Annotated in this window: 14 protein-coding genes; 7 read left to right on the top strand and 7 right to left on the bottom strand. The window is 52.7% G+C overall.

Features of this window, described 5'->3' with window-relative positions; translation table 11 throughout:
- The coding region (locus ACESLU_RS04140; protein WP_372635548.1) for a zinc-dependent metalloprotease at positions 1-2,444 on the bottom strand (2,444 nt) is incomplete at its 3' end.
- Positions 2,445-2,597: 153 nt separating this feature from the next.
- Between ACESLU_RS04140 and recN the strand changes: the two genes are divergently transcribed.
- The gene (gene recN / locus ACESLU_RS04135; protein WP_372635545.1) at positions 2,598-4,310 is read left to right on the top strand and encodes a DNA repair protein RecN; all 1,713 of its coding nucleotides are present in this window, start codon (positions 2,598-2,600) and stop codon (positions 4,308-4,310) included.
- A gap of 281 nt (positions 4,311-4,591) precedes the next feature.
- On the opposite strand, the gene ACESLU_RS04130 is transcribed toward recN, so the two are convergent.
- The 3 genes from ACESLU_RS04130 to lhgO form a co-directional block, all read right to left on the bottom strand.
- On the bottom strand, positions 4,592-5,578 hold the full coding sequence (locus ACESLU_RS04130) for a sugar phosphate isomerase/epimerase family protein (RefSeq protein ID WP_372635543.1): 987 nt from the start codon (positions 5,576-5,578) through the stop codon (positions 4,592-4,594).
- Positions 5,579-5,822: 244 nt separating this feature from the next.
- Positions 5,823-8,807: an FAD-binding and (Fe-S)-binding domain-containing protein gene (locus ACESLU_RS04125; RefSeq protein WP_372635540.1), complete on the bottom strand. Its 2,985-nt coding sequence runs from the start codon at positions 8,805-8,807 to the stop codon at positions 5,823-5,825.
- Positions 8,808-9,058: 251 nt separating this feature from the next.
- Positions 9,059-10,267, bottom strand: a complete 1,209-nt coding sequence (lhgO, locus tag ACESLU_RS04120) for an L-2-hydroxyglutarate oxidase (RefSeq protein WP_372635536.1) — start codon at positions 10,265-10,267, stop codon at positions 9,059-9,061.
- A 199-nt stretch (positions 10,268-10,466) separates the two neighbouring features.
- Between lhgO and ACESLU_RS04115 the strand changes: the two genes are divergently transcribed.
- The 3 genes from ACESLU_RS04115 (at position 10,467) to gldC (ending at position 13,320) form a co-directional block, all read left to right on the top strand.
- The gene (locus ACESLU_RS04115; RefSeq protein ID WP_372635533.1) at positions 10,467-11,036 is read left to right on the top strand and encodes a TlpA family protein disulfide reductase; all 570 of its coding nucleotides are present in this window, start codon (positions 10,467-10,469) and stop codon (positions 11,034-11,036) included.
- 333 nt (positions 11,037-11,369) lie between these two features.
- A complete protein-coding gene (gene ahcY / locus ACESLU_RS04110) occupies positions 11,370-12,680 on the top strand; it encodes an adenosylhomocysteinase (protein WP_372635531.1) in 1,311 nt (436 codons plus the stop codon).
- A gap of 304 nt (positions 12,681-12,984) precedes the next feature.
- Positions 12,985-13,320, top strand: coding sequence for a gliding motility protein GldC (gene gldC, locus ACESLU_RS04105; protein WP_372635528.1), 336 nt, complete (start codon positions 12,985-12,987; stop codon positions 13,318-13,320).
- A gap of 225 nt (positions 13,321-13,545) precedes the next feature.
- Here gldC and amrB read toward each other — a convergent pair whose 3' ends face one another.
- Both amrB and nth read right to left on the bottom strand, forming a co-directional pair.
- Positions 13,546-14,793 (bottom strand): AmmeMemoRadiSam system protein B, encoded by a 1,248-nt coding sequence (gene amrB / locus ACESLU_RS04100; RefSeq protein ID WP_372635525.1) that lies wholly within the window; start codon positions 14,791-14,793, stop codon positions 13,546-13,548.
- 126 nt (positions 14,794-14,919) lie between these two features.
- Positions 14,920-15,627, bottom strand: coding sequence for an endonuclease III (gene nth / locus ACESLU_RS04095; RefSeq protein ID WP_372635522.1), 708 nt, complete (start codon positions 15,625-15,627; stop codon positions 14,920-14,922).
- Between the two features lie 144 nt (positions 15,628-15,771).
- On the opposite strand from nth, the gene ACESLU_RS04090 reads away from it, so the two are divergent.
- The 3 genes from ACESLU_RS04090 (at position 15,772) to ACESLU_RS04080 (ending at position 18,014) form a co-directional block, all read left to right on the top strand.
- On the top strand, positions 15,772-17,046 hold the full coding sequence (locus ACESLU_RS04090; protein WP_372635520.1) for a spinster family MFS transporter: 1,275 nt from the start codon (positions 15,772-15,774) through the stop codon (positions 17,044-17,046).
- Between the two features lie 138 nt (positions 17,047-17,184).
- Positions 17,185-17,502: a hypothetical protein gene (locus ACESLU_RS04085; protein WP_372635517.1), complete on the top strand. Its 318-nt coding sequence runs from the start codon at positions 17,185-17,187 to the stop codon at positions 17,500-17,502.
- 14 nt (positions 17,503-17,516) lie between these two features.
- A complete protein-coding gene (locus ACESLU_RS04080; protein WP_372635514.1) occupies positions 17,517-18,014 on the top strand; it encodes a DUF2231 domain-containing protein in 498 nt (165 codons plus the stop codon).
- Between the two features lie 102 nt (positions 18,015-18,116).
- Here the strand turns inward: ACESLU_RS04080 and ACESLU_RS04075 are convergent.
- The coding region (locus tag ACESLU_RS04075) for an NAD(P)(+) transhydrogenase (Re/Si-specific) subunit beta (protein WP_372635511.1) at positions 18,117-18,364 on the bottom strand (248 nt) is incomplete at its 5' end.

The following is an 18,364-nucleotide window of genomic DNA, read 5'->3' as shown; positions in this document are numbered from 1 at the left end:
CCGCTGCCAATAGGCGAGCCGGGCGGGGGACGCAATGGCTCGGGGAGGGTGAGTATTTCACCCTTCTCCGTAAATTGCTGCAACAGGCGGTAACCGTACAGCAGGGAGGCTGCCCGCTGTTGCGTTGGGGACGGCTGCTCGGCCTCTTCCCTGATCCACTCACGCAGGGCTTCCAGCTTCAGGTTGATGACAGACCGCACCTGCGAGGAAGCATCTTCATTGGAAGCCAGCTGCATCATCTGGTACAACACGGCGTGATTCACGGTATTCTGAATCGCATCCCGGTAACCCTCCCGTGGATCGGCGTGCCAGGTTTCGGCAATAATCTGATCCAGCAGGTCGCCCAGTCCCAGCTTGCTGCTGTCGCGGGCCTTGACTTCCACAAGTCGCGCTGCCCTGTTTTCATTCATTAACAACTCCGCTGTCATATTTGCGGCCGTTTCGGCTGCTCCCAAAGGGTCGAAGGCCGGATCGGTATGGTTGTTAAACAGCTCGCGGGAATCGTGATAGCCCGGGGGACGCGGGGGAATGAGAGTCGTAATATGATCGGGCATCTCCAGCGCCTCGGGCGAGATTGTGGTCAGCATGGCATCGAGTGCGGCTCGCTGCAGCGAATCGGCTACCGGTTTGGGGCCCGGCTGACCGTCCCCACGCACATTGTAGCTGTAATTCAGTCCCCCGATCAGTTTGGCCGTGCCTTCTATCTGGTAGCGGTGATAGAGGTAAATGGGCACCAGCGCGTCCTCCAGCGCAGCCATCGGGATACCTTGCGGGATGGCGGATTCGGAGAAATTCTCCAGAGCAAGGGCCCGCACGTCCATCACATGATCCAGCTGCCGGACCGGATCAGCGCCGTTGTCCCACAGGTGAGCCATGGGATGGGCCCCGCCCGGGGGACGTGCATCGGCGTCGGAGATAAAGTGGAGGCCCTGGTCGGTGGCCGACGTTACGACCTCATTCAAAGCTGCTTCCTTGTCGGCCGTCGCCGGGAGATCTTTATAGCCATAGGTGATCGCTATCTTGTCCCACTCCCCGATGCCGGTATCGTAGGCGTTCTGCAGATCCAGCGTGCTGTCGGGCGCAATATCGACTTTCGGCGCGGGGTAATCCATGACGGAAGCACGGTCGTTGCCGCTGGCCGCAAAGTTGTGGGTCAGCCCCAGCGTGTGTCCCACTTCGTGGGCGGACAGCTGGCGGATACGGGCCAGGGCCATTTCCAGCATGGGGTTATTCTCTTCATCGTAGTTCAGTCCCGTTTTATAAGGCGAAAGGAGTCCCTCTGCAATCAGGTAATCCTGTCGCACGCGCAGCGAACCCAGCAGCACGTGTCCCTTGATGATTTCTCCCGTCCGCGGATCGACGACCGAGCTGCCGTACGACCAGCCCCGGGTGGACCGGTGCACCCAGTTGATCATATTGTAGCGCACATCCAGGGGATGGGCGCTGTCGGGTAGTACTTCGACCCGGAACGCATTTTTGTAGCCGGCCGCTTCGAACGCCTCGTTCCACCAGCGCGCCCCGTCGCGGAGGGCGCCGCGAACAGGTTCGGGCGTGCCGGGATCCAGGTAATAGATAATCGGTTCCACCGGTTCGCTCATGGCGGCACCGGGATCTTTCTTTTTGAGCCGGTGTCTCGTAATAAAACGCTTGGTCAGGGGCGCGGGGATCGGGGTGCTGTAGTCCTGGTAGCTGACGGCGGAGTAGCCGGCGCGCGGGTCGAAGGGGCGCGGTTCGAATTGATTGTCCGGCAGTTCCACAAAAGAATGGTGCTGGCGGAGCGTAACGGCCCGGGGGGTAGGGGCCACGGATCGGACCTGGTCTCCCGGATCGTCGGTTGTGAATGTCAGGGTAGCCTCAAATTCGCTGTTCTTCGGAAAGTTCATCGTCCCCTCCGGGTAGACGGCAGAGCGGGATTCATCAATGCTGTATGCTCCTTCATTGCGGGAGCGCAGTCGCCCGGTAACATTATGGGCATCCCGCAATAAAAAGCCGGTGATATCGATCAGCAAACGCCCGCTTTGTTCGGATACGATTTCAAATCCCCATAAGACCGACTGCGCAAAAGCATCGCGCACCGACTGTTTTTCCTTTTGATTTTCGGTGATTGCCCGGTAGGCGTAGTTCGGCTGCACCATCAACACCTTGGGTCCCCGCCGTTCAAAATAGACAATGCGCGTGTCTCCCAGCTGGTTACGATCCAGGCCAATATCATTGGAACCGAGTCCGGCCGTAAGGGAATTGACATACAGAAACTGTGTATTGAGCCGGCCGGCGTCCACTTCCAGCAACAGTTGTCCCCCCGCTTCATCCCAGTAATAGGTAAAAAAGCCTTCTTTTTGGTCGAGACCTTGCGTTTTTTCGCTAATTGAGGGAAGTTGTTGGGCAAGCAGACCCGTGCAAGAGAGTATCAAGATGATCGTTGTAAACACAGCCAGGCGTTTCATAGCAGAAAGAATTTGTTTCCATTCAATCGAAGCGTAACGAATTAACTGCTTTTGCGCAACAAAACAAGCGGCCTGGGGGATTTTATTCGGCGGAATGCAGAACTTCTGTCTGTTGCTTTGTACATTGAGGCGTTAATTAAAAAACAGGTGGCTATGATACAATCGCTGTATATAAAAGATTTTGCCCTGATTGACGAGCTGGAAGTCTCCTTCCGGGAAGGGCTCAACATCCTGACGGGACAGACCGGGGCCGGGAAGTCCATCATCATCGGGGCCCTGAATATGATCCTGGGGGAACGCGCGGATACCGAAGTGATACGACAGGGCGCCGACAAAGCGATTGCCGAAGCTATTCTGAAGATCGATGACCACGGGATGTTTGAATCCCTGCTCGATGAACATGCGGTAGAACTGCGCAGGGAACTGATTTTACGCAGAGAGATACGGTCATCCGGCAGCCGGGCCTTTATCAATGATACGCCCGTGACCATTTCCGTGCTGAAGCAGGTAGGCAATTTTTTGGTGGACCTGCACGGGCAGCACGATCATCAGCTGCTGCTGAAAGAGGAGAACCACCGCGGAGTTGTGGATGGGTTTGAAGACGTGGGCCCGAAACTGGAGGCCTACCGGCGGGAGTATGAGCAGATGCTGGGACTGCGGAGGAAGCTGCAAAAGCTCAGGAAGCGAGAGCGTGAGCTGCAGGAGAAGGTCGAACTCTACCGCTTCCAGGTACAGGAGCTGGAGGAGGCTGAGCTCGATCCCCACGAAGAGGAGGAGCTGGAAAACGAAATGCACCTGCTGGATAATGCGGAAGAGCTGGATCAGAAAGCGGCTTCCATTGTGAAGATCGGCCGGGAGGATGAGCTGAATGTGGTGGACCTGCTGAACCGGATCAAGCTGCATCTTGAGGATATTGCCCGGATTGAGCCCGACTTCGAAAATTACCTCGAAGAGATTAACTCGGCGCGTATCACCATCCAGGAAACCGTCCAATTTGCCGAGCGATACCGGAGCAGCATTGAATTTAATCCCAATAGATTGGAGAAGCTACGCAGCCGGCAACATGAGCTGAACAGGCTGCGAAAGAAATATCATCGCACGATACCCGAAATGATCGAATACCTGCAGGAGATACGCGAAGAGCTGAGCCTGGCCGAAAATTTTGACCTCGAAATTGAGAAGATCGAAGTGCAGATCGGTGAACAGGCCGAATCGCTGGCCGAAGCGGCCAAAGAACTGCATGAGGTCCGCCGAAAAACGGGTATAAAGATCAGCAAGCAGATCGAAGAGGAGCTGGAAGATATGGGCATCCCGCACGCTGATTTCGACGTGCGGGTGGATTGGATGATCGCCTCGGAGGAGCGTGGATGGATAACCATTGACGAACGGCGGGTCGAATGCACCGAGCACGGCTGTGACGATATTCGGCTTTTTATATCCACCAACAAAGGGGAAGAGCCCAAGCCGCTGGCAAAGATCGCCTCCGGCGGGGAGATCAGCCGGGTGATGCTGGCGTTGAAGTCGATTATCGCCCGTGAGCAAAGTCTGCCGGTCATGATTTTTGACGAGATTGATACGGGCATCAGCGGGGAAATTTCGGAGAAAGTGGGACGGACGATGCGGCGGCTTTCGAAGAAGTGCCAGATTATAGCGATTACACATCAGCCCCAGATTGCCAGTCAGGCCCACAGGCACTATAAAGTCCGGAAAGTGGAAAGCAACGGGCGCACGGTTTCGCAAATTGTGCCACTGGATGACAATGAACATATTCGCGAAGTCGCCACCCTGATGAGCGGCGAAATGATCACCGATTCCACGCTTACCAGCGCCCGCGAGCTGATCGAAAAAAATACCTTTTCCAATTAGACGCAGATTGGCATGAGGTTGGATATACCATACATCATCCCTCCCATCAATCGACCGCCGCCCGCGGGTGGACACATTCATGCCTTGAGGCTTGAACGGATGTTCGCATTTTGTGTACAAGATTTTGGTGAAGGAGGTAAACCTGAAACCGCGTAGATCTGCAGCATGCTAAATCATAGTATTATGGGGAAACACCATTCAGAACGATTTGTTACGTTAGTTGACGATGCCAGAACCCTTCTTCTGCAGGCCCGGGGACCCGGAATTAAGAATTCCGCATATTACTCTCTTTCCAGCCCGGCGTCCCGGAGCCAGCGGTCGAGGAGCCTGAGGTCTCTCCGGAAAGCGGCCAGGACCTCTTCCCGGTCTATATTGAGCGTAGTGGCTCCATGGTTGGCCCCCCCGAGGTCATACTCATAGTGAAGGGAGATGGGGACCTGCACATTTTGTTTTTTCAGCAGTTCAAAATACGTTGGGAAGTCGACCATCCCTTCTCCGAGGGGGACGTTCTGTTCCTGCCACCTGCCCTCTGATTTTACCCAGTGAAAATCTTTGATATCGAGGGTGCCGATATAGGGATGTATCGCGGAAAATCCATTTTGCCACGAATTGGCCCCTTCGACGGTCGCATGCCTGATATCATACTGGCAGCCGATCCACTCGGTATCCATTTCGTTTAAAACGAACCACAGGTCCCAAATCGACGATCCGAAGCTGGTACCGGCATGATTCTGATAGTCGCCCTGAATCTCATAGGCGCTATTCATTTCCGCCAGCCGCCGCAGCTTCGAGGTGAACGCCTCCAGGTTTTGTGCAACATTTTTGGTTTCATCATAGGGAAACCAGTCGGTGCGGTAATGGCCGATGTCCAGCTGGCTTGCTGTCTTGAGTATCGCTTCCGTATGCTCCTCATCGGGATCTCCGACAGCCGTACTGATCATATGGACTTCGAGTCCCGCTTCCCGGACGGCCTCCACCGCCCGGGGCAGGTCCCGCTCAACATGTTCCGGTAGTACGTGTCCCCCGGGACGTACCGTCAGGTCCACCCCGTCGAATCCTGTGTCTGCCGCCACCCTTGCCATCCCGGGATAGTCCAGCCACTGGAGGTGCTTTGAGAAAATGGAGATACTGCAGGCGCTATCCGCCTGCGTGCGGCTATGCGGACGATTGTGCGGGGAGTTTTCGTTGCCAAAGGCTTGCAGGCCCGGCAGCAATCCCGCCGAGGTAAGAAGAGAAGTGCGCAGAAAATCCTTTCGTGAAAAATTCATAAGCCGGGAAGTTAAATAGATGGTTAAAAAATGATATACAGTCGTAAATAAGCTATTGATAACCGATTAATCAATAAGCAATGAGAAGCTTTTGAAAAACCAGTCCCGAAGCATCGGGAAAGGTCAAGGCCAGAGGGAGGTTTGAATCGCAGCATACAGCCCATATGTGAGCATTTCAACCGACCCATAACGCCGAGATTGGACAAAAGAACGGTTTTGCAAAGACATCTAAAGAGAATAATCCTCACATGCTCGCCGACCGAATGCGAGCGGAAACTACCTCATTCTCAATTCCCAACCGCTCAGCAATAAGTTCCGCCGGATGCCAGGCCCGCTTATGCACCCCGTCGCTGATTTGATGCCGGCATGAAAATCCCGGAGCGCAGACCAGGACCTCTTCGGGCAGGGAGCGTACTGCAGGGAAAAGGGTGAGCTCTCCGATATTCATGGAGACCTCGTAGTGATCTTTCTCGTAGCCGAAGCTGCCCGCCATCCCGCAACAGCCGGTCTGTAAGACTTCCGTTTCATAGCCGGCCAGCTGCAGGGCCTGCCGGGTTGCACTGTTTCCGACCAGGGCCTTGGCGTGGCAGTGCCCGTGGATATATACCTTGCGTTGTTGGGATGGAGTAAAAATGGTTTTTGATACGGATGAAGATAAAACCCCCCGGGCGAACTCCTCGAACGTAAAACTCTGTTTTGCCACCTTTTTAGCGGAGGCTAATTGCTCGTCGTCACACAGGTCCAGGTACTCATCCCGGAGCGTCAATATCTCGGAAGGTTCCAGTCCGACGATCGGATAGCCGCGGTTGGCATAGGTTGTAAGCCGGGGCAGGTTTTGGTCGAGCACCTTTTTGGCGTGCTTGACCATCCCCTTGGAGAGTTGGGGACGTCCCAACTCATGGAAACCGGGAATGATCACCTCGTGACCCGTAGCCTCCAGAAAGCGAACGGCCGCCCTGGCAATCCCCGGGTCGTGGTAATTGGTAAAAATATCGATGAGAAGCACCACCTCCTGTCCCCCGCCGGAAAGGGACTCCGGAAGGGATTGAAGATCATTACCCTGCGCCGAGCTGCGCGGGCGGCGGGCGGATGACGTGCTGTGTTTCCGATACCATTCCATAAATGGTTCGGAGGCAAAAGCGGGGAGATCCCTTCGCTTGTCAATGCCGAGCCACTGCTGCAGCACTTCCTTGACGGCCGGCTGCCGTATCACCCAGTTGGAAAGCCGGGGCCACTTGCCGGCCAGGGGATAGAGCCGGGCGGCCTGGCCAAAGAAGCGTTCCCCGGGGGTGATGCCTTTTTCCTCGTGCCACCCCTGCATAAACTCGGCTTTCATGCGGGCCATATCCACATTGGCGGGACATTCGCTTTTGCAGGCTTTGCAGCTGAGGCAGAGGTCGAGGGCATCGCGCAGCTCCTCGGACCGGAAGGCCTCTTTCTGTCGGCCGGAAAAGAGCTGGCGGAAAAGGTTGGCCCGCCCGCGCGTGGAATCCTTTTCTTCCCGGGTGGCCATGTAAGAGGGACACATGGTGCCGCCGCTGTCGGCCAGTTTGCGGCAGACGCCCGCCCCGTTGCAGAGCTCCAGTGCATCGGCAAAACTAAATTCTTTTCGCCAGTTGAACTGGGTATCTACTTCGGGCGTACGATAGGCAGGAGAGTAGCGCAGGTCCTGTTCCATCGGCTTCGGATTCACAATCTTGCCCGGATTGAAGATATTTTCAGGATCCCAGATATGTTTCACCTGTTTCAGGAGCGGCATCATTTCGCGCCCCAGCACTTTTTCTATGTACGGTGCGCGCGCTCTCCCATCGCCGTGCTCACCGGAGAGCGAACCACGGTAGTTTCGGACCAGATCGGCGATTTCTCCGGCCATCGTTTTCATCTTTTGGATTTCATCTTTCACCTTGAGATTGATGACCGGACGCAGGTGCAGTTCGCCCACCGAAGCGTGGGCATAAAAGACGCAGTTGGCGTCATATTTATCAAGAATTTGCTGGAAATCATCCACATAATCGGGCAGATCCGGCACACGAACGGCCGTATCTTCGCAGAACGTGGGGGTTCGTCCTTTGGAACCCAGTCCCATAAGCAGTCCCAGTCCGGCCTTCCGAAGTTGCCAGACGCGATCTATTTTTTCGGGGTCCGTAATAATGGCTGCGGAAGAGGTAAGGTTGAGTTTCTGAAGCTTATCGGCAAGCAGTCGCGCTTTTGCGTTAAGCCGGCTGACATTTATTCCATCGAACTGGATAATCAGGATACCTTTGGGCTCTCCATCCAGGAAAAACCGATTTTTTTGTTGTTCAATATTGCCTTTTGTGGCATTCAGGATAATATCATCGACCAGCTCGACCGCAGCGGGATCCATTTTAACCGCTTCGACCGTTGCCTCCATTGCAGCGCGGATAGAGGAAAAATGAGGAACCAGCATGACGTGCTCGGGGTCTTCGGTCACCAGGTTTACTTTTGCCGAAGAGGTCACGGCCAGCGTGCCTTCACTACCGCACAGGAGCTCCGCCAGATTAAAGGGACGCCCCCCCTCGCTAAAGGGCTGCATCTCACAGAGCCGGTCGAGCGCGTAACCGGTATTGCGGCGGATGATCTCCGGGTGAGGGTAGTTGGCCAGGATGCGATCCTTATGTTCCCGGAGGAGCCCGGTCATCTCCCGGTAAATTTGCCCTTCCAGGCTGTCAAGCTCCATTTTTGCCGCCAGTTCGGTCTCGGACAGCGGCTTGAATACTGCTTTGGAACCGTCGCTTAGTACAGTCTCAATTTCGAGGACATGCTCCCGGGTGGTTTTGTGTTTAATGGAAAAGAGTCCGCACGAGTTATTACCGATCATGCCGCCCAGCATACAGCGGTTGGTTGTTGCGGTGTCGGGACCAAAGAGCAGGTTGTGTTTGGAAGCTTCCCGGTTGAGCGTATCCCGGATGACGCCCGGCTGAACCCGCGCCTGTTGTTTTTGGGCGTCAATGGAAATAATTCGGTTCATGTTGCGGCCGATATCCATCACGATGCCACCCCCGGTCGTCTGTCCCGCAAGGCTGGTGCCGGCCCCCCGCGCCGTCAGGGAGATTCCTTGCTGCCGCGCGTAGGTAACAATATCGATAATTTCCTGTGTGGTTTCCGGAAAGGCTACTGCCTTGGGCATTTCCTCATAGCTGGAGGCATCCGTGGCATAGAGCCGTCGTGTTTGTTCGTCGGCAAAAAGATTGGGCACCGTTGATATCATGGTATGTCTTGGGTTAGAAATACGTCCAACCAAACCTAACAAATAACCGGCAATAGCAAAACGAAAAATTAAAAAACCGTTGCAATATCCGATCAGCCATCTATGGAAAGGATCGGAACCGGGGGCGGTGCACAGAAAGGAGAAGGAATAACAGCTATCCCATCGCAATAGTTGTTGAACCAAAGCCTGGGGCGGCATACCGCCGGGGCAGTGTATGACCAATAACCTGGAAGGGGTTTTGCAAAGGATTATTAGAGCGAAAAAGCGTCCCCCGCCCGGGCGACGATCTCATCTCCGATAGCAAGTCCGGCCGTAGCGGCAGGACTCGGGGCATTGAGGACGTGGATTTCGTTTTTGGTGACCTCGAACCGGAAGTCATTCAGGATTTCACCGTCCGGTTTAAGGGCCATGGCCCGGACCCCGGAAGGCGAAGCACTCAGGTGTTCGGCACGGATGGCCGGCACGAGCTTCTGCAATCCCTTGACAAAGGCCTGCTTGGAAAAGGAACGGTACCACTCATCAAGCCCCATTTTCCAGTGCTGTTTCGCCAGCTTCCAGAAGCCGGGAAAATTGAGGGTTTCGATGGTCTCGTTGAGATCGAAGGAGATTTTGTCGTAGCCTTCGCGTTTGAAGGCAAAAACGGCATTGGGACCGCACTCCACCGCGCCGGTGGTCATTTTTGTAAAGTGAACGCCCAGGAACGGGAACGCCGGGTTGGGCATCGGATAAATGAGCCCGTTAACAAGTTGCCGGGCTTCCGGTTTCAACTCGAAATATTCGCCCCGGAAAGGCACAATCTGGATATCGGGACGTATGCCCGCCGATTGGGCCACACGGTCGCTGTACAGCCCGGCGCAGTTTATCAGGTACCGGCCCCGAAACCGGTCGGTGCCGGTGCTGACTGAGAGTTCCCCTTCATTGTTGATGTTGGTAATGTGTTGGACCTCCTGCCCGAAGCGTAGCTGTCCCCCGTTTTCTGCAATCAGCCGCTTCAGCTGCTTGCAGACGCCCACATAGTCGACGATGCCTGCACAGGGCACGTGAATGGCTTGTACGCCGCGGGCATGCGGTTCGATTTCCGCCAGTTCGCGGGGCCCGATTTTTCGGATGCCTTCAATTTCATTAATCCGGCCGGTTTTGAAAATATCATCCAGCCGCGGAATATCCTCCTCTTCGGTGGCCACAATCACTTTGCCGCAGATTTCATAATCTACGGTATATTCCCGGCAGAAATCAACCAGCTGGTGCCGCCCGTCCACACAATTTTTGGCGCGGTAGCTGTTCGGTTTGTAATAGATGCCCGAATGGATAACCCCCGAATTATTACCGGTTTGGTGGGCCGCGACACGGTCTTCCTTTTCCAGGACCAGGATATCCAGGCCCGGATAGCGCTCCGAAAGTTTATAAGCGGTTGAAAGCCCGACAATGCCGGCCCCGACAATGATAAAATCGTATGTCATGAAGCAAAAATTAGCAATGCATTTATTATTAACGGCTGCCCAAGATACAAAATCCGCCGGTAGAGTTAAATCAAAAGGCCGCGTGCCGATTATTCGGTCAGGAATTTTGCATATAATTGGTTATTTTAGAGCAATAATAAACGGATGCATTTGTTATCAATTATAACCGGCTTTTCATAAAAATTTCAGGTGTTATTATATGATCATTGGCGCGTTTAAGAAAATGTTGCCCCTTCTCCTGGCGGGAGTTATTGCCGGTTGCGGCGGCGGAGAAGATTCGGAGTCGGCAAGCCAGAAAGAGCAGGCTGAACCTCAGTCTACCGCGGACTATGTAGAACAAGCCACCTTTACGTCGTTGGATGGCGATACGGTTAGCGTTGCCGATTTCAAAGGCAAGGTGGTTATGATTGATTTATGGGAGACCTGGTGCAAGCCCTGTTTGGCAAGCTTTCCCACGCTCCAAAAGCTGCAGGAGGAATATACCGATGATTTTGTTTTATTGGCCGTGACGCCGGGCTTTACGGATACGAAAGAAGATGCACGCGCTTTTGCCGAAGAGCATGATTATGATTTTACGTACCTCATGGATTCAAACGGGCTGCATGAAAAAGTGGGCGTGCAGGGTATTCCCTTTAAGCTGTATGTGGATGCAGAAGGGAATTTCATCCAAAAGTCTATGGGCAGCTATGGTCCCGATCAGGACTACGAAAAGGTAAAGGAAATTATTGAAAAGCATAAAAAGTCGGACGGAGCGAAAAGCGAGACCTGAAACGCCCTCACATAACCCTACTATATTTACCGAATTGTATTTATATGGATATGCACATTGACAGGGGGTTTTTCAAAAAAACCGTTGTTTTGCCCAATCGCTCAGGCTTTAGTATTGTACAAAAGCCGATTTGTCACCCTGAACGCGGTTGAAGGATCCCATTTTTTAGAAGAGCGGGTAAAATATGCAGGAGATCCTTCGCCGGGAATCACAGAAGTTATGGTTATTCAGGGCCTCCTGATAAACCGATCCCTTTATGACTTCGAATTGAATCAGGCGGCATAAAGCCGTATTTTAACAGATGAAATTTAACATAACCAAGTACGGATTTTCATGGCACAGAAGGTAAAAGAGAAACTACCCTATAAAGTAAAAGACATTGGCCTGGCCGATTACGGCCGCAAAGAGATTCGCCTGGCGGAAGCAGAGATGCCCGGGCTGATCGCTCTGCGTGAAGAATATGCCGAACAGCAACCATTAAAGGGCGCCCGCATCGCCGGTTGCCTCCATATGACGGTACAAACCGCCGTTCTTATAGAAACCCTGGTAGAGCTGGGGGCAGAGGTTCAATGGTCGTCCTGTAACATCTTTTCCACGCAAGATCACGCTGCGGCTGCTATCGCAGACAGTGGTGTTCCGGTATACGCCTGGAAGGGTGAAACCGAAGAAGAGTACTGGTGGTGCGTGGAGCAGACGCTTCTTTTTGAAGACGGAGAGCCGTTGAACATGATTCTGGATGACGGTGGAGACCTCACTCAGCTGGTTCATGAGGAGTATCCCGAATTACTTGAGGGTGTTCGCGGGATCTCAGAAGAAACGACCACGGGCGTGAACCGCCTGTACAAAATGGCCAAGGAGGGAACGCTTGGCGCTCCGGCCATAAATGTTAACGACTCGGTCACCAAGTCGAAATTCGATAATAAATACGGCTGCCGGGAATCATGCGTCGATGCTGTTAAGCGGGCTACTGATATCATGCTGGCCGGTAAGGTCGCTGTTGTCGCCGGCTACGGAGACGTGGGAAAAGGCTCGGCCGCTTCCCTGCGCGGCGGCGGTGCCCGCGTGATAGTTACGGAAATCGACCCCATCTGCGCCCTGCAGGCGGCGATGGACGGTTACGAAGTCAAGAAAATGGATGATGCCGTCAAAGAAGCGGATATTGTGGTGACCGCCACCGGCAATAAGGATATTATTACCGCTCGCCATTTCAGGATGATGAAAGACAAGGCGATTGTCGGGAACATCGGTCATTTTGATAATGAAATTGATGTGGCCTGGCTCAAAGAACATGCCGACCGCGATAATATCAAGCCGCAGGTGGACCTCTTCCGGCTGGAAGACGGCAAAGAAGTGATTCTGCTTTCAGAGGGACGCCTGATGAATCTGGGAAATGCTACGGGACACCCGTCATTTGTGATGTCGAACAGCTTTACCAACCAGACACTGGCACAGATTGCGCTCTGGAATCGGCCGGAAGATTTTGACCTGAGCGTAAGCGTACTGCCGAAGGACCTGGATGAAAAGGTAGCGCGGCTGCACCTCAAGAAGATTGGGGTCGAGCTCGAAGAGTTGACGGATGAGCAGGCGGAATATATTGATGTCCCCAAAGAGGGACCCTACAAGCCCGAACACTATCGCTACTAAAAGCATATAACATGGATATTGATGGCCTCATTCATTGTATATCGATGGATGAGGCCTTTTTAATAGGCCTTTAGCGGCTGGAATCGATGCCTTTTTTAATGATAAAATTAAAATGTACTGGCTGAAGCTTCTTCGAGAGTATCCTCTCGAAGGTGTTTGCTTCACTACTATACCCTTTTATATTATTATAGACTATTGTTTTCGCCATCACTGCGGCTAAAAGGCCAAAGACGGTGAACCCCTGATTGACCTCGAAGGGAACAGGAGATCCTATTGCACAAAAAGTCCAAGAATTAGTTAAAGCATGGCCCAGAACAAAAAAGAAATCAGTATCACGGTAGAACTGGATGACAACAATATCCCGGAAAAAATCGACTGGAATGCCACGGACAAGGCCGGTGAGGGGATCGCAAACTGTAAGGCGATGTTTCTCTCGATGTGGGATCCGGAAAAGCAGGATACGCTGCGGCTGGACTTGTGGACCAAGGAGATGACCAAAGAGGAGATGAAAGTTTTCTTTCATCAAACACTGGTCACAATGGCCGAAACCCTGGAAAATTCCACAGAAGAAGAGTCCATGGCCGAGGATATGCGCGATTTTACGGCCTACTTCGCCGAAAAGATGGAGATCATGGAGTGATAAATTAAAAATGAAAAATCACTCAATTAAAAATGATAGCTATAGAAGCCGACGATTTTTAATTTTTAAAAGTCTTTGAAAAACCAGTCCCGAAGCATCGGGAAAGGTCAAGGCCAGAGGGAGGTTGCAGTCGCAGCATATCGCCCATATATGAGGATTTTAACCGACTCATAACGCCGACATTGGCCAAAAGAACGGGTTTGTAAAGGCTTCTTTTATTTTTCATTAAGTAGAATAGAGAATAGAACCGAAAGTGACGGCGCTTTCTCTTTCACGCTCGTCCCACAGGTCATAGTTTAGCATGGTTCCTGTCAAACCGGGCATGCTTTTCAGGAAGGTATAGAGCGGGGGAAATCCACAAATGCGGTACGGATCCAGATCCTCTGCGAGCAGTTGCAGCATGCCGGAAGGATCATTCCTGACCCCGTACTCCAGGAACTGCTCATCGAAGTCCTCCACATCTTCAATCATGGCGGTGGCGGCGTCAGCATCGCCGAATTTCCTGCCGAAGTGGGAGAGGTCGCCGCTGATCAGGAAAAACGTTTCCCCGTCTTCTGCAAATCTATCCGCCAGTAGCGTTGAGAAACGGTCGACCAGGGTCTGTTGATACCCCTCTTTCATATACATCAGTTCCTGCAGGCCCGAAACCAGAAAGGGGACCACCGTAAAATCGTGTTTCCAGAGGTAGCTGAGAAAGAGCAGGTGCAGTTCAATGCTGTGTTCCATCCGGTGGGCGCGGTCGCGGAGCGTTATGCCGAAATCGCTGGTGCCGCTGAACTTTTTGATGGTTTCCCGGTCGCACCTGACCGTTCCCAGCGGAAGTTCGAAATCCTTGTTCACTAAAATAAAGGGGTGATCTTCATAGAGTTCCGGGTACAACCCCGCGTAGTGAGCGGTTGCTAAAACAACAACCCGCCTGGGTCTTATGTCCCTGATGGGAGCAAACGCTTCCGCATAACGATTCAGTGCTACCTGGGGATCGATATGGGGTGCGTATAGGGCCCTGGGAGGTCCCTGGGACCCGCTGGCTGTGGGTTCATCACAGCCGGCAAAAGCGTTATCAAGCAAAGCTGTCAGCTCGTCCGGATCGGAGGGATAAGAACGTCCGGCGGTGACGGAGGAATGGACGGATCGCTCTTCGTACCTGGCTTCAGTGTTATCCGCAAATGTTTTGAAATAGTCGGAATGGAGGAGCCTGTTTTTATCCAGGAATTTGATAAACTCCAATAGTTCATCCTTGTTGATATTCTCTCCCAAATACGGTTCCAGGTCGTTAATGCTCTTGCGGCCGTCAATAAGCGAGAGCAACGATTCAACCTCGTGGCGAAGAGCTAAGTCAGGGGTAGCATATTGGCGCTGGTCGTGAAAGTACAAGTAGGCGTTGCCGTTATCCCGGATGGGAATAATATCCAGGTCGGGCCGGAGTGGAGGAATAGGCTTGGTTTTTGAACTGAAAAAATTATCGATACTCATAGAGCTTAATTTTTGTTGTATCATTGAGGCGCGCAGCAAAGAAAGAAAATCATGTAATAAAGAGAATACGATTCCGGTTTCTGTTTATGTGGTCATCCGCAGAATCAGAGTTGGGCGCTTTGCCTGTTATTCCTTTCTCATCTGCTGGCATTTGCAGTTTATACCATATTTTTTGCACACGGGATGGTCCGGCGGCTCTGAAAAACGGGCTTTGCAGGCATTGCGACCGTGATGGATGATCAGGTGGGAGAGGTCCGTCCATGACTCTCTTGGAAACAGGGCCATCAGATCGCGTTCGATTTTGTCTGTGTTCTTTTCCTCCTCGGTGAGTCCATAGCGATTGGCAAACCGGCGCACATGCGTATCTACGACAACGCCCACATTAATATTAAAGGCATTGCCCAGCACCACGTTGGCGGTTTTCCGGGCCACGCCAAAAAGCTCCAGCAGGTCAGCCATCGTTCGGGGGACTTCCCCGCCGTGTTTTTCCGTAATAATTTGGGAGGAGGTTTTCAGGGCCTTTGCTTTGTTGCGGTAAAAGCCGGTGGAACGCACCAGTTCTTCGAGCTCCTGTATGGGCGCCTCGGCCATGGCTTCGGGCGTGGGATAGGCCTCAAACAGTTCCGGGGTCACTTTGTTGACCCGCACATCCGTGCACTGTGCGCTTAAGATGGTCGCACAGAGCAGCTCAAATGCATTGCGATGATCCAGGGCGCAGTAAGGATCGGGATAGTGCTCGTACAGGGCGTTCAGGATTTCGCGGGCGCGCGCCTTTTGTTGATCGGATTTTTTGGGAAGCTTGGGTAAATCGTCGTACAGTTTTACTTTGGGCATGCGATAAATCGGTTGTCATTAGGTGCTTAAAATCAAAAAGAGTAAGCAGGAATACAATAGGAAATTTTGCCCGTTTCGATAATTATCGAAGTGGATTTCGAGGTAATATTTCCGGTTCTTTGTGTTTCAATAAAAAAACATTAAATGCCTATAACAAAAAAACAGGCCAAACAGTTGGTCTCGAGTCCCTATGCCTGGGGGGTCCTGGGTCTTCTGACCCTGATCTATATATCCAGCTTCGTGGACCGGCAGGTTATTGCGGTGCTGGCCCCCCAGATTCAGCAGGAACTGTCACTCAGTAATTTCCAGGTGGGGCTGCTGTACGGCACCGCCTTTTCACTGGTTTACGCCGTCTGTGGTATACCCATGGGACGGATGGCGGATATCTATTCCCGCAGGGCAATGATTGTGGGGGGACTGCTGGTCTGGAGCTTGATGACCTTTGTCAGCGGATATGCGGCTTCTCTAACGTTCCTGATGGTCGCCCGTTTTTTCGTGGGCATCAGTGAGTCGGCCCTGAGTCCGGCTGTGTATTCCCTGCTGTCCGATTATTTTCGCCCCTCGCAGCGGGGCACGGTTTTCTCTATATACGCCGGCGGCATCTTTGTGGGCATCGGCGTAGCGTTCCTGGGGGGCGGCGCTGTAGCCCAGGCCTACGACTGGCGTATGGCGTTACGGGTGGTCGGGGCGCCCGGCCTGCTGCTAGCCGCCATAGCCTGGCTGGTGATACGGGAGTTCCCGCGGGGCATTATCCGGGGCAGCAGTCGTTATGATACGGGGAGGAGTTTTCGGGAGGTTGTAGGGTATATTCTCCGCAAAAAAACGGTGCGATATCATTTTTTGGGCTTTTCTTTGCTGGCTTTCACGGGATATACCATCCTCGGCTTTATCGGTATCGTGCTCACCGATATCCACGGCGCGAGCTCGATGGTGCCGCAGTACGGCTGGTTTATGATGGCGACGGGGCTGAGTGTGGTGGCCTCCGGGAAAATGGCCGACTGGATGGCCGCACGATGGGACGCCTCCCGCCGTTTTGTGATGGGGATCATTGCGGGGCTGGCGGGACTTCCCCTCTATTATTTTGGGCTTTTTGCGGATTCGGCCTCCACCGCGTTTATGCTCATCGGGCTGGCCAATGTGATCTCTTCGTCCTATAACGGCGTTGCTGCGGCCATCCTGCAGTACCTGGTGAAGCCCGATATGCGCGCACTGGCAGGGGGACTATATCTTTTTGTAATCAGTGTCGTCGGCTTTGGGGTGGGTCCCCCGCTGGCCGGCTGGCTCATGGATGCGGTGTTCACCGGCCATTACGGTCCCGCCAGGGCGTTAATGCTGATCTTCAGCTGCTGCAGCGTGCTGGGTAGCCTCTGTTTTTTAAAGGCGATGCGTACATACAGCCGTGATAAAGAGCAGGATTAAATTTTTTATGATATAGCGGTGGGAAGTTTTGACTAATGTAGTTTTAAATTTGATTCCGAGCCCTTAATAATTGATTTTACTTACGTATTGCAATTGACTAATAAACAAACTGGAACAAACCGATAATCATAATCTATTATGAAAACTCTTCTTAAGCTCGGAAGTATTGCAACTGTGATGCTGTTGCTCGTGGCATGCGGCGGGGAATCAACGGATGTGGTTGAAAGTGGTACCTACGAGGGGACCATTCAGGAAGTAAATGCCGGTGAATCCGAAATCTATGTTCAAACGGAAGATGACAAAACCCTTGAACTCTATTTCATTGAATCAACGGAATTGGTCAAGGGGGGTGCGGAAGTGCCGTTCGACAGCCTTGTTACCGGACAGGAAGTGCGGGTAGAAGTTGAAAAGGTGGGCCAGCGGCTGGATCCTCTGAGAGTAGAAATTCTTGAATAAAACCCAACAGTAATATGCAGGAGCCGTTAAGCATGTGGCGGGTGGAGCTGATCCACCCGTCCGTTGTACATATACCGGTAGCGCTGCTTCTTATTGGAACTATTCTCTGGTTGAGCAGCCTCTTCCTCCATAAGCGATATTCCTTTTTGAGGCCCGCTTCCAGGCTTATGATATTTATAGGTGTGATTGGGGCCTGGATTGCGGTTTACACCGGGCTGCTTGCAGACGGACAGGTGGCACGCTCTCTGTGTGATCCGACGGTTGCAAAAGATCACGAGCGATTTGCTTATACCGTAGGATATCTTTTTTCAGCTTTTGTTGTGGTTGACTGGTTAGCAAAAAAAAGTTACCTCAATTTTTTAGATATAAAATACCTGCGAACAGGATTAGCTATTTTGCTAATTTCCGGCTGTGGATTTTTAGGCTATGTCGGTCACCTGGGCGGCAAGTTGGTTTATCAGCAGTCTGCAGCCGTATACCAGCCTACCCAAGGGTGTGTAGAATTTAATTAGTCGGGACCCCGTGTCCCCGCGTTATCCTCCCGGTATCCGTCGTTATCCCGTATCCTAAAGCTGTATCGGCCAAATGTCAATGTACCAACGTGTCAACCTGAATCATACCTCATTCAGGGCCTGCGAGAGATCCTGCAGGGTTTTTTTGGCATCACCGAAGAACATCTGGTTGGATTCTTCATAAAACAAGGCGTTGTCGATGCCGGCGAAACCGGGACTCAGACTCCGTTTGAAGACAATCGTACGTTTCGCTTCATCCACATCCAGGATAGGCATGCCGTAAATAGGACTGCCCTTGGACGTCTTGGCAGCCGGATTAACCACATCGTTGGCACCGATAATAAGCACCA

It is taken from the genome of Fodinibius sp. (genome assembly GCF_041642155.1).
In the GTDB taxonomy this organism is placed as follows: domain Bacteria; phylum Bacteroidota; class Rhodothermia; order Balneolales; family Balneolaceae; genus Fodinibius.
Note: the sequence above shows the minus strand (reverse complement) of the source record. Positions and strands in the feature narration are given on the sequence as shown.

Coding starts and splice junctions, on each gene's coding strand:
- recN (WP_372635545.1), top strand. CDS start 2,598: ATGATACAATCGCTGTATATAAAAGATTTTGCCCTGATTGACGAGCTG.
- ACESLU_RS04130 (WP_372635543.1), bottom strand. CDS start 5,578: ATGAATTTTTCACGAAAGGATTTTCTGCGCACTTCTCTTCTTACCTCG.
- ACESLU_RS04125 (WP_372635540.1), bottom strand. CDS start 8,807: ATGATATCAACGGTGCCCAATCTTTTTGCCGACGAACAAACACGACGG.
- lhgO (WP_372635536.1), bottom strand. CDS start 10,267: ATGACATACGATTTTATCATTGTCGGGGCCGGCATTGTCGGGCTTTCA.
- ACESLU_RS04115 (WP_372635533.1), top strand. CDS start 10,467: ATGATCATTGGCGCGTTTAAGAAAATGTTGCCCCTTCTCCTGGCGGGA.
- ahcY (WP_372635531.1), top strand. CDS start 11,370: ATGGCACAGAAGGTAAAAGAGAAACTACCCTATAAAGTAAAAGACATT.
- gldC (WP_372635528.1), top strand. CDS start 12,985: ATGGCCCAGAACAAAAAAGAAATCAGTATCACGGTAGAACTGGATGAC.
- amrB (WP_372635525.1), bottom strand. CDS start 14,793: ATGAGTATCGATAATTTTTTCAGTTCAAAAACCAAGCCTATTCCTCCA.
- nth (WP_372635522.1), bottom strand. CDS start 15,627: ATGCCCAAAGTAAAACTGTACGACGATTTACCCAAGCTTCCCAAAAAA.
- ACESLU_RS04090 (WP_372635520.1), top strand. CDS start 15,772: ATGCCTATAACAAAAAAACAGGCCAAACAGTTGGTCTCGAGTCCCTAT.
- ACESLU_RS04085 (WP_372635517.1), top strand. CDS start 17,185: ATGAAAACTCTTCTTAAGCTCGGAAGTATTGCAACTGTGATGCTGTTG.
- ACESLU_RS04080 (WP_372635514.1), top strand. CDS start 17,517: ATGCAGGAGCCGTTAAGCATGTGGCGGGTGGAGCTGATCCACCCGTCC.